This window comes from Actinoalloteichus spitiensis RMV-1378 (assembly GCF_000239155.1).
In the GTDB taxonomy this organism is placed as follows: domain Bacteria; phylum Actinomycetota; class Actinomycetes; order Mycobacteriales; family Pseudonocardiaceae; genus Actinoalloteichus_B; species Actinoalloteichus_B spitiensis.
In genome coordinates this window covers 18,033-28,593 of sequence record NZ_AGVX02000131.1, presented here as the reverse complement: position 1 = coordinate 28,593, position 10,561 = coordinate 18,033, and the positions used below count along the sequence as shown (strand labels likewise).

Genomic DNA, 10,561 nt, shown 5'->3' with positions numbered 1-10,561 from the left:
ACGACGGCGGGGCCGTGGACGCGTCGGCCCCGCCGCCCGCCGGTCACCCCCCGGTCGCTCCCCCCACCACTGCGTCCGAGCTGGTCCCGGGCCGGGCCTCCGGCTTCGGCGCCAGCCCGCCCAACGCGTCGCCCTGGTCGTTGACGCGCAGGACGAACGGCCGGAGTTCGGTGTACCGGACGACGCTGACCGAACACGGCTCGACGACGATCCGCTGGAAGGAGTCCAGGTGGATGCCGAGGGCGTCGGCAAGGACCGACTTGATGACGTCACCGTGGGTGCAGGCCAGCCACACGGCGTCCGGACCGTGTTCGGCGGTGATCTGCCGGTCGAGCTGGCGCACGGTGGCGACCGCCCTGGCGTGGACATCGGCGAGGCCCTCTCCGCCCGGGAACACCGCCGCCGAAGGGTGGTGTTGGACGACCCGCCACAACGGCTCCGTGCTCAACGCGCCCAGTTCCGCGAGGGTCCAGTCCCCGTAGTCGACCTCCAACAACCCCTCGTGCACGGCGGGTTCCAGGCCACGGGCCTGTTCCAGGGGGCGCAGCGTCTCGAGGCAGCGTTGCAGCGGTGAGGTGTGGACGGCGGCGAGGGGGACGTCGCTCAGCCGACCGGGGAGCGCCGCTGCCTGCGCCGCGCCGTCCGGGTCCAACCCGATTCCCGGGGCTCTCCCGGCGAGCAGGCCCTGGCTGTTGGCGACGGAGCGGGCATGGCGAAGCAGTATGAGGGTGGCCACGTCCGTCGAGCCTAACCGGGACCGAGGACGCCGGCCGCCCCCGTGGGAACCCGAACCGCTCCGCTGGCCGCCGTCGGCCCCGGCCGCCCGGCGGTCCGACTTCCCCATCAGGCCGCAGTGTCCCACGTCACACCAGGTGGTGGGTGGGTCGCTGTCACGGCGCACGTCGCTGCCTCGTCCAGGAGGTGCCGGTGACTTCCCGCTCATCCACGGCGCGGGAAGCGGCGGCACGACTCCGTTCGACGGACGGAGAGCGAGGAGGAGTGAGATGACACCCCGGATGACGATCGATCCCGCGTCCCCCGCCTACGCGGCGATGCTCGGGCTGGAGCGCTACCTGGAGTCCAGCCCCCTGCCCCGGACCACCCGGGAGCTGGTCAAGCTGCGTGCCAGCCAGATCAACGGCTGCGGCTACTGCGTGGACATGCACAGCCACGACGCGAAGGCCGGAGGGGAGACCGACGAGCGGCTCTTCGCCGTGGTCACCTGGCGGGAGGCCCCCTTCTTCACCCCCGAGGAGCGGGCCGCGCTCGCCCTGACCGAGCAGGCCACCCGCCTGGACTCGGACGGGGTGTCCGACGAGGTGTGGGCGGACGCGGCCCAGTACTACGACGAGGAACAACTGACCGCGTTGGTCACCGCGATCGCGACCATCAACGCCTGGAACCGGTTCGGTGTGACCCTGCGGCTCGTACCCGGCTCACACCGGAAGTGACCGCGACCCCGGTGACCGGAGGTGCTCCGGTCACCGGGTGGCCCCACCGGCGCCAACCCCCGCCGGTGCCCCTCCCACCGGCCGACGACGCCGGAACAGCAGGGCCGCCGCGATCAGCGCGACCGCGACGCCGAGCACCGCGTACCCGGTCAGGACCGCCACCGGTCCGCCGACCTGGGCGCCGTCGAAGTAGACGGAGTCGCGGACCAGGGTGGTGCCCGCGCCCGGCGGGAGCCAGGGGCCGACGGCCCGCCAGAAGGGTGGGAGCAGCGAGGCGTCGTAGGCCCCGCCCGCGCTCGGATTGCCCAACACCACGAACGCGAGGATCGCCACCCCCACCCCCACGACGCCGAACAGCACCTGGAGGGCCATCGTCGTCGCGCCGGACGCGAACGCGACGAGGGCGCCGACCCACCACAGCACCAGGACGTTCCCGGCTGGGAGTGCGTCGAGCACGGGACCCACGATGAGCGCTCCTCCGAGGCCGGAGAGCACCGCGTAGCCGGCGAGGACGGCGAGCCGGACACCGACCCGGGCCGGAGGTGCCCGGTGTTGGCCACCGGCGAGCCCCATGATGGCCGAGGCCAGGTACCCGCCGAGCATCCATCCGATGACCAGGTAGAACGGGGTAAGACCACGGGCGTCGCCGCTGGCGGCGGGCAGCACGTCGCGGGTCAGGAGCTCCCGGCCCCGTTCCTGCTGAACCGGTGTGAGGACTCCGCGCACCGCCTCGCCCACGGAGGCCCCGGCCCCGGAGGCCACCAGCAGGGTGTCGGCGTCTGCGGCCGGGTTCACCACGAGGGCGGCATCCACCTCGTTTCGCTCGATCAGGTCACCGGCGGCTGCCTCGTCGTCGACGACGCGAGCGCGCAGCGGTTGTCCCGGCAGGTCGTCGAGCCGGTCGGCGAGCTGGTCGGACTGGCCGGTGGGCGCGACCACGGCCACCGGAACCCGCTGCGGGGTCGGAGCGTGGAACGCTCCCACGTAGGAGAGCACGAACGCCAGGTGCAACGCGAGGACCGCCACCACCAGCAACGCCGCCCTCGGGGTGAGGGCGTCGCGGACTTGGGCCGCCGCTCCGCCCCGAGGAGGCGTCGCCGGACGGGCTCCCGAGGGGTGAGTTTCCGCTGCCCCCATGTCCCTCCTCCCACGGCTGGCGCCCCGGGCCCGGGGCAGCAGGTGGCACCCGGACGCTAGCGGCTGGGCGACCTGTCCGCATGATCATCCGGGCGGGGCAGGTCCTGGTCTCCTCGCCACCACCGACCGCTCCCGGCGCCGCTCCGCCCCGCCCGCCGGACCGGGGGACGGCCTGTCGGGGTAGTGGGAGCACACGGTCCTCACGGTGGCCGGAGCGACCACTCCGCCGCCCCCGGCTGGGCCGTCCGGAGGAGACCGAGGTCCCTCGTCGAAATCCCTGGTGTGAATCTCGCGTGTGCGGGGTAGTTGGCCGTCGAGAGGCCGGTGACGATCAGGCCCGGCCGCGAGCTGAGGAGGACATCATGGCCCGACGTGCCCTCACCGCCGGTTCCCTGGCTGCCGCGTTATCGCTGGCGCTGGTGGGATGCTCCAACGGCGAGGAGACGTCCCCGGACCCGGCCGCCCCACCGCCGGCCGACCAGACGGTGGAGGAGGCGCCTACCTCGGACCCCGCCGAGGAGGGCGAGCCGGTGACGGTGCCCGATGTGACCGGGTTGGACGGCCGGGACGCCGAGGACGCGTTGGAGGAAGCGGGCATCACCGAATTCGAGTACCGGTCGGTGGACCCCGAGGACGACATCATCGTCGCGCCAGGCAACTGGGTGGTCGAGGAGACCGACCCGGAGGCGGGCACCGAGATCACCACCGAGGACACGGTGACGCTCCAGGTCAGCAAACTGGAGGAGTCGACGGAGCCCTCGTCCTGACCGACATCCCGAACCCAGTCCGGTCGCCGGGAGCCAGCGTCCGCGCTCGGCTCCCGGCGTGGCCGCACCCCCGGCCACCGGCATCGGCCGGATCACGGTCAGGTCGCGTCGATCACGCCGGTCGCGAGCAGCCCGAGGACCAGGCAGCCCAGCGCGATCCGGTACCACACGAACAGGTACACGCTGTGGCGCTCCACGAAGCGGAGCAGCCAGGCGATGCAGGCGTAGCCGACGACCCCGGCGACCAGCGTGGCCACCACCATCTGGATCCCGGTGGGCTGGAGCCCTGGTCCCCCTTCCTCGAAGACTTCGGGCAGTTCCGACAGCCCGGAGGCCACCACGGCCGGGATCGCGAGCAGGAACGAGAAGCGCACGGCGGTGGGACGGTCCAGGCCCAGGAAGAGCCCCGCCGTGATCGTCCCGCCCGACCGGGACACGCCGGGAATCAGGGCGAGGGACTGGGCGAAACCCATCGCGACCGCGTCACGACCGGTGAGCTGGTCCATCGACCGCCGTTGCCGCCCGATCCGCTCGGCCAGCCCGAGCAGGATCCCGAACACGATCAGCGTCGTCGCGATCAGCCAGAGGTTCCGGGCGGTGGTGCGGATCTGGTCGGCGAACAACAGGCCCAACACTCCGATGGGGATCGAACCGATGATGACGTACCAGGCCAGCCGGTAGTCAGCGGTTCGGCGCACCTCGGTGTCGCGGAAGCCCCGGAACCAGGTCGCGACCAGGCGGCCGATGTCCTTGGCGAAGTAGATCAACACCGCCGCCTCGGTGCCGAGTTGGGTGACGGCGGTGAACGAGGCCCCCGCGTCGGCGTCGAAGAACAACTCGGAAACGATCCGCAGATGTCCGGACGAGGAGATCGGCAGGAACTCGGTCAGCCCCTGCACGATCCCCAGGACGAGGACCTCGACCCATGTCACCTAACCGACTCCTGACGCATCCCATGCCTCAGCCGCGATTCGCAGCGTATCCGCAGCCTGGGCGACGTCGGAGACAAGCGGGTTGACTGCGAGTGTCGTGACACCGGCCTCGGCGAGAACAGTCATCCGTTCGGTGATCCTCTCCTGGGGGCCCAGCAGCGACACCGCGTCGAGGAACTCCAGGGGCAGGGCCGCCATCGCCCCCGCGTGGTCGCGGTCCAGGTAGCGGCGCTGCACCTCCTCGGCCTCGCGCTCGAACCCCATCCGAACCGCCATGTCGCGGTAGAAGTTCTGCTTCCTGCTCCCCATGCCGCCGACGTAGAGCGCGGCGTGGGGGCGGACCGCGTCGGCGCACCGACGCCAGTCCGGGCCGACCACCAGGGGGACCGAGGCGACGACGTCGAACCCGTCGAGGTCACGGCCGACGCGTTCGCGGCCGGCTCGCAGGGCGGCCAGTGAGGCGTCCGCGTGCCCGGGGGCGAAGAACACGGACAGCCAGCCGTCGGCGACCTCGCCGGCGAGTTCCAGGTTCCGGGGGCCGACGGCGGCGAGGTAGACGGGCAGGTCCGGCCGGGGCGGGGTCACGGTCAGCCGCAGGGCCTGGCCGGGGCCGTCGGGCAGCGGGAGCTGGTAGTGCCGGCCCGCGTACCGGAGGCGTTCCCGGCGCAGTCCCGAACGGACGATCTCCACGTATTCACGCGTCCGGCCGAGCGGGTGGGCGAACGGCACCCCGTGCCACCCTTCCGACACCTGCGGGCCGGACACCCCGAGACCGAGCGCGAAACGACCACCGGTGAGCGTGTCGAGCGTCGCGGCCGTCATGGCGGTCATCGCCGGAGTCCTCGCCGGGATCTGCATGACCGCGCTGCCCACCTCGATGCGGTGCGTCCGCGCGCCGATCCACGCCAGCACGGTCGCAGCATCGGACCCGTAGGCCTCGGCCGCCCACACGATCGAGTAGCCGAACCGTTCGGCCGCCACCGCCAGTTCGAGCCGTTCGGCGTCCTCGGCGCGGCTCCAGTAGCCCAGATTCAACCCAAGTCGCATCGGCGAACCCTACCGGTCAGTAACGTGGGTTGTCAGCGGCCAGTCGGTCGAGGGGTCACTCCGTCGTCCTGCGGGGACGGCTCACGGCATCTAGGCTGCGCGGTCGTGGAACACCGACAGCTCGGTCACAGCGGACTGCGCGTCTCCCGGCTCGCGCTGGGGACGATGGGCTGGGGCGAGGAGACGGACACCGAGACCGCGGCGGAGGTGTTGGCGGCCTTCACCGACGCCGGCGGGACCCTGGTCGACACCGCCGACGTCTACGGCGACGGCGCCGCCGAAACCACGTTGGGAGAGCTCCTCGACAAGGTCGTACCCCGCGACCAGGTCGTCCTGGCCACCAAGGCGGTCGCCCGGCGGCAGGACGGCCCCTTCGGAGGTGGGGCGTCCCGGGGCGCGCTGTTGGCGGCGCTCGACGGTTCCCTCAGCAGGCTCGGCGTGGACCACGTGGACCTCTGGCAACTCCACGCGTGGGACGAGCACACCCCACTGCCCGAGACACTGGCCGCCGTGGACCACGCGGTAGCCAGCGGACGCGTCCGCTACGCCGGGCTGTCGAACTACTCGGGGTGGCAGCTGGCGACCGCCGCGACGACCCAACGCCACCGCTACCCGTTCGGCGGCACGCCGGTGATCTCCGCCCAGGTGGAGTACTCCCTCGTGGAACGCGGCGTCGAGCGGGAAGTGGTTCCCGCGGCCGAGCACCACGGCATCGGGCTGCTGGCGTGGGCGCCCCTGGGCCGGGGAGTGCTGACGGGAAAATACCGCCACGCGACCCCCGCCGATTCTCGTGGCGCCTCCGAGAAGATGGCCAACTACGTGGAGCACCACCGAACGGACCGCACGACCCGGATAGTGCAGGCGGTTTCCACGGCGGCAGAAGGACTGGGCGTCAGCCCGCTGGAGGTCGCCCTCGCCTGGGTGCGGGACCGCCCGGGAGTCACGGCACCCGTGGTCGGCGCCCGCACACGCCATCAGCTCACGACCTCGTTGAACGCGGAGAAACTCGACCTCCCGCTCGCGATCCGGGGTGCCCTCGACGACGTCAGCTCTCCGACGCTGGGCTACCCGGAGCGCCATCCCGGGCGGTGAAAACCTCAAACGGATCGCTGCCCCACGGACAGGACGCAGCGGACACATCACCGATCCCACGCTTTTCCACCACCACCGGAAACTGGTGATCCCAATAGCGACGAATGTCCGGAAAATTCTCAGCAGGAATGCGTACTCGATCCTTCGAGGAACAATTAACGTAAGCGCGTGAGCAACTCGAACAGCGGATTAGGGTTGTCGCGGCGCGGACTGTTCGGCCTGGGTGGCGGAGTCGCCGCCGCCCTGGCCGTCGGAGCGGTCGCGGCGAGCGCGACGACCAACACCACCGAGGCCACCACCTCCCGGCGCCCGCACGCCGGTCGGCGTCCCCGGACAGCCGAGGAGGCCTGGGCCACGCTGCGCGCCGGTAACGAGCGGTTCGCCCGCGGCGCCCTCCGGCACCCCCACCAGAACGTCGAACGACGCGAGGACCTCGCCGACGGGCAGAGCCCGTTCGCCACCGTCCTGAGCTGCGCCGACTCCCGGGTCCCGCCCGAGATCGTCTTCGACCAGGGGCTCGGCGACCTGTTCACGGTGCGCTCGGCCGGCGAGGTCCTCGACGACGCGGTCATCGGCAGCATCGAGTACGCCGTCGAACACCTCCACACCCCCCTGGTGCTGGTGTTGGGCCACTCCCGTTGCGGAGCCGTGCAGGCCGCCGTGGACCTCGTGCACCACGGCGCCGAACTCCACGACGGCATCAGCTACCTGGCCCACTCCATCGAGGCGGCCGTCCTGCGGACACCACGCTCGGGCAGCGACGCGGAGTACCTGCGGCACTGCGTCGAGGAACAGGCGCGCAGCGCGGCACGCACCCTCCAAGAGCGCTCCGCGATCGTCCGCCACCTCGTCGCCGATTCCGGAGTGCGCGTCGTCTCCGGCGTCTACGACCTCGACTCCGGTCGTGTCGAGCGTCTCTGACCCCCGCACCGCACCGGCCGAGGGGCGAGGATAAGGGCCTGGGCGCGCGACTGGGCGCAAGGACCGGACCCGCCGGGGCGACCCCCCGGCCCGTGGCACCAGCCCGGGTCCGGGGGGAAGGCCGTAGCGAAACCAGCCGCCCTCCTCTCCCGCGACGGGGTCACCACCACCGACGTCCGGCTCGCACCGGCTGGGAGCCCACCCGGCGGCCCCGGCTGGTCATCGTCGGCACCCCGAACGCGGTCCACCAGCCCATCCCACGCCGAGCCTGCGCGTGACCCTCTGCGACGGATGGGGGATGCTGGACGGGTACTCGCCCAGGCCGGCCGCCCGACCTGGGCCGCGTCTCGAGCCGAGGAGAGTCAAGCGTGCGCCGCCTGGTCGGGATTCTCGCCATCACCACCGTCGGTCTCACCGGGTGTTTCGGGGTCGAAGCCCAGGACGAGGCCGCCGAGCAGGCCGTCGAACCGGCCCGGCCAGCCGACGCACCCCCTACCACCGGGAGACCGGCCGGCGACGTGGTGGACCTCCCCGGCGATGTCGACGCGCTCGTCGCCGACCCCGACAGCCGGACGCTGGCCGCTCTCGTCGAGGACCAGCTGCTGGTCCTCGAGCTTGACGACCCCGGTCGCACTCCCCACGAACTCGACCTCCCCGGCCGCGGTGCCGGCGTCTCCCTCGCCGCCCCCGGTGGCCCACTTCTCGTGGCGGTCCCCGACGTCGAACTCCTGGTCGAGGTCGACCCGGCCACCCTGGACATCCAGGAACGAGCGACGCCGCTGCCCGCCACCTCCGCGACCCGGTTCGACTCCACCACCGGGCTCGCGCATGCCGAGGAGGGCGTGGTCACGCTGGACCACGGTGACGAGACGGTCCGCGTCGAGGGCTTCCACCGTCCCGTGGAGGTCATCGCCGCCGAAGGGCGCGTCTTCGTGCTCGACGTCGCCGAGTCGGCCGTGGTGCGCCTCGACGAGCAGGAGCGGGAGAAAGGGCTCGGCCTCCGCGCCGGCGAGGGAGCCACCAAAGCCGTCACCGACCGCTACGGCCGCATCCTGGTCACCGAGACGCGGTCCGGTGAACTCCTGGCCTTCTCCGCCGAACCGTTCCTGCTCCGCCAGCGCTACCCGGTACCCGGGTCCCCGTACGGAATCGCCTACGACGAGGACCGTGACCTCGCCTGGGTGACCCTCACCGAAACCAACGAACTCGTCGGCTACGACATGCTCGGTGGCGAGCCCGTGGAGGTCCACCGCTTCCCCACCGTGCGGCAACCCAACGAGGTCGCCGTCGACCCGAGCACCGGGGCGGTGTTCGTGGGCTCAGCGGCGGGAGAAGGGATCCAGGTGGTGCGACCGTGACGGACCAGCCGGTGATCGACGGGGACTGGGAGTACCGTCCGCTGCGACTCCCACCGGGAGTGTCGAGGCGGGCGGCCAGCACCCAACTGGCGATCCACGCCGAGTACGCCGGCTGGGAACTGTCCCGGGTACTGCTGTTCGGCGACGGCACCCGCAAGGTGTGGCTGCGGCGGAAACGCACGACGGTGGGCATCCCCGGCCTGCACACCTGACCCCGCACGGCACACACCCGCCCGGCCAGCACACGCCGAGCCGGCCCCCGGAGCGACACCGCTGCAGGACGGTGCGAGCGAGTACGCCACTCCGCGAGGCGGCCCGGTGGGCAGGTCCGGGGGAAGCCACCTGACCAGCAGGACCCGCCGCGAACGGCTGGGGCGGCCGCGCCCGGGTCGGGAACAGGCCCACGGCCGGGCGGGGCCCACCGGGACCGGCTGAACGCACTCGCCCCGGCGGGCAACCCGTCGGTTCTCAGGACGAGCGCAGGAAACGGTCCAGCACCCGGACCCCGAACTTAAGGCCATCGACGGGAACCCGCTCGTCCACCCCGTGGAACAGGGCGGAGAAGTCCAGGTCGGCGGGGAGGCGGAGCGGCGCGAACCCGAAGCAGCGGATACCCAGCCGGCTGAGCGCCTTGCCGTCGGTGCCCCCGGACAGCATGTAGGGCAGCGTCCGCGCGGTCGGGTCCTCCGCCGCGATCGAGGAGGTCATCGCGTCCACCAACGCGCCGTCGAAGGTGGTCTCCACCGGAGGCAGCCCCCGCCACTCCCGCTCGACGTCCGGCCCGAGGATGTCGTCGAGCTCCCGTTCGAAGGCCTCCTGCCGACCAGGCAGGATCCGGCAGTCGACGGTCGCCTCGGCCACCGACGGGATGACGTTCGCCTTGTACCCGGCCTGGAGCATTGTCGGGTTCGCCGTGTCACGGAGGGTGGCGCCGACGATGCGGGAGATGGCGCCGAGCTTGGCGACCGAGCCCTCCAGGTCGTCCTCCGGGAAGTCCCAGCCCGTCATCTCGCTCACACCGGCGAGGAACTCGCGGACCGAGTCGGTGAGCACGATCGGGAACCGGTGCTGCCCCAGACGGGTGACCGCGGCAGCCAACTTCGACACCGCGTTGTCCTCGTGCAGCATCGACCCGTGCCCCGCGCGGCCCCGGACGCGCAAGGTCATCCAGGCGATGCCCTTCTCGGCCGTCTCGACCAGGTAGGCGCGCACCCCGTCCTTGAAGGTGACCGAGAAGCCCCCGACCTCGCTGATGGCCTCCGTGACGCCCTCGAACAGCTCCGGCCGGTGTTCCACCAGCCACTGCGAGCCGTACCAGCTACCGGCCTCCTCGTCGGCGAAGAACGCGAACACGATGTCCCGGGGCGGCACGATCTGGTTGCGCTTGAAGTGTCGGGCCACCGCGATCGACATGCCCAGCATGTCCTTCATGTCGACCGCACCACGACCCCACACGTAGCCGTCCTGGACGGCACCCGAGAAGGGGTGGACCGACCACTCGGAGGCATCCGCCGGTACCACGTCGAGGTGGCCGTGCACCAGCAACGCGCCTCGCGAGGGATCCGCTCCCGGCAGCCGTGCGATGACGTTGGCCCGTCCCGGAGCACCCGACTCGACGTAGGTCACCTCGTAGCCGACCTCGGACAGCTGTTCCGCCACGTACTCGGCAGCGGCCCGCTCCCCCACCACGGTGTCCGCATCACCCGTGTTGGTGGTGTCGATCCGGATCAGCTCACTGGTGATGCGGACGGCTTCGTCCTCGGCGAGGCCGAGCCCTGACGGAGTGTTGGTCTGCTCGCTCACCTGCACTTTCTACCACCCTGACCCATTAGAGGGGGGTGGGTGAAACGACCTTG

Annotated in this window: 11 protein-coding genes; 6 read left to right on the top strand and 5 right to left on the bottom strand. The window is 71.8% G+C overall.

Going from position 1 to position 10,561, the window contains the following annotated elements; genetic code table 11:
* Positions 1-43: 43 nt before the first annotated feature.
* Positions 44-736 carry a histidine phosphatase family protein gene (locus ACTIDRAF_RS0206945; protein WP_026065852.1) on the bottom strand — a complete coding sequence of 231 codons (693 nt, stop codon included), beginning with the start codon at positions 734-736 and terminating at the stop codon, positions 44-46.
* Between the two features lie 268 nt (positions 737-1,004).
* On the opposite strand from ACTIDRAF_RS0206945, the gene ACTIDRAF_RS0206940 reads away from it, so the two are divergent.
* Positions 1,005-1,451, top strand: coding sequence for a carboxymuconolactone decarboxylase family protein (locus ACTIDRAF_RS0206940; RefSeq protein WP_016697998.1), 447 nt, complete (start codon positions 1,005-1,007; stop codon positions 1,449-1,451).
* Positions 1,452-1,481: 30 nt separating this feature from the next.
* Here ACTIDRAF_RS0206940 and ACTIDRAF_RS27675 read toward each other — a convergent pair whose 3' ends face one another.
* On the bottom strand, positions 1,482-2,588 hold the full coding sequence (locus ACTIDRAF_RS27675; protein ID WP_211215282.1) for an ABC-2 transporter permease: 1,107 nt from the start codon (positions 2,586-2,588) through the stop codon (positions 1,482-1,484).
* A gap of 362 nt (positions 2,589-2,950) precedes the next feature.
* Here ACTIDRAF_RS27675 and ACTIDRAF_RS33645 point away from each other — a divergent pair, with 362 nt between their 5' ends.
* A complete protein-coding gene (locus tag ACTIDRAF_RS33645) occupies positions 2,951-3,355 on the top strand; it encodes a PASTA domain-containing protein (RefSeq protein ID WP_016697996.1) in 405 nt (134 codons plus the stop codon).
* A 98-nt stretch (positions 3,356-3,453) separates the two neighbouring features.
* Here ACTIDRAF_RS33645 and ACTIDRAF_RS0206925 read toward each other — a convergent pair whose 3' ends face one another.
* Positions 3,454-4,287, bottom strand: a complete 834-nt coding sequence (locus ACTIDRAF_RS0206925; RefSeq protein ID WP_016697995.1) for an undecaprenyl-diphosphate phosphatase — start codon at positions 4,285-4,287, stop codon at positions 3,454-3,456.
* Positions 4,288-5,334 carry an LLM class F420-dependent oxidoreductase gene (locus ACTIDRAF_RS0206920; protein ID WP_026065851.1) on the bottom strand — a complete coding sequence of 349 codons (1,047 nt, stop codon included), beginning with the start codon at positions 5,332-5,334 and terminating at the stop codon, positions 4,288-4,290.
* Between the two features lie 105 nt (positions 5,335-5,439).
* Here ACTIDRAF_RS0206920 and ACTIDRAF_RS0206915 point away from each other — a divergent pair, with 105 nt between their 5' ends.
* The 4 genes from ACTIDRAF_RS0206915 (at position 5,440) to ACTIDRAF_RS27665 (ending at position 8,917) form a co-directional block, all read left to right on the top strand.
* Positions 5,440-6,426: an aldo/keto reductase gene (locus tag ACTIDRAF_RS0206915; protein WP_016697993.1), complete on the top strand. Its 987-nt coding sequence runs from the start codon at positions 5,440-5,442 to the stop codon at positions 6,424-6,426.
* Between the two features lie 168 nt (positions 6,427-6,594).
* The gene (locus ACTIDRAF_RS0206910) at positions 6,595-7,347 is read left to right on the top strand and encodes a carbonic anhydrase (RefSeq protein WP_026065850.1); all 753 of its coding nucleotides are present in this window, start codon (positions 6,595-6,597) and stop codon (positions 7,345-7,347) included.
* Positions 7,348-7,715: 368 nt separating this feature from the next.
* Positions 7,716-8,705: an NHL repeat-containing protein gene (locus ACTIDRAF_RS0206905; protein ID WP_016697991.1), complete on the top strand. Its 990-nt coding sequence runs from the start codon at positions 7,716-7,718 to the stop codon at positions 8,703-8,705.
* Positions 8,702-8,917, top strand: a complete 216-nt coding sequence (locus ACTIDRAF_RS27665) for a DUF5703 family protein (RefSeq protein ID WP_016697990.1) — start codon at positions 8,702-8,704, stop codon at positions 8,915-8,917. Before ACTIDRAF_RS0206905 ends, ACTIDRAF_RS27665 begins: the two co-directional genes overlap by 4 nt.
* Positions 8,918-9,173: 256 nt before the next feature.
* Here ACTIDRAF_RS27665 and ACTIDRAF_RS0206895 read toward each other — a convergent pair whose 3' ends face one another.
* Complete coding sequence (locus ACTIDRAF_RS0206895) at positions 9,174-10,514, bottom strand: M20/M25/M40 family metallo-hydrolase (protein WP_016697989.1); 1,341 nt, start codon at positions 10,512-10,514, stop codon at positions 9,174-9,176.
* Positions 10,515-10,561: the final 47 nt, after the last annotated feature.

Bases quoted from the DNA above. Each gene is read 5' to 3' on its own strand.
- ACTIDRAF_RS0206940 (WP_016697998.1), top strand. From the start codon at position 1,005: ATGACACCCCGGATGACGATCGATCCCGCGTCCCCCGCCTACGCGGCG.
- ACTIDRAF_RS27675 (WP_211215282.1), bottom strand. From the start codon at position 2,588: ATGGGGGCAGCGGAAACTCACCCCTCGGGAGCCCGTCCGGCGACGCCT.
- ACTIDRAF_RS33645 (WP_016697996.1), top strand. From the start codon at position 2,951: ATGGCCCGACGTGCCCTCACCGCCGGTTCCCTGGCTGCCGCGTTATCG.
- ACTIDRAF_RS0206920 (WP_026065851.1), bottom strand. From the start codon at position 5,334: ATGCGACTTGGGTTGAATCTGGGCTACTGGAGCCGCGCCGAGGACGCC.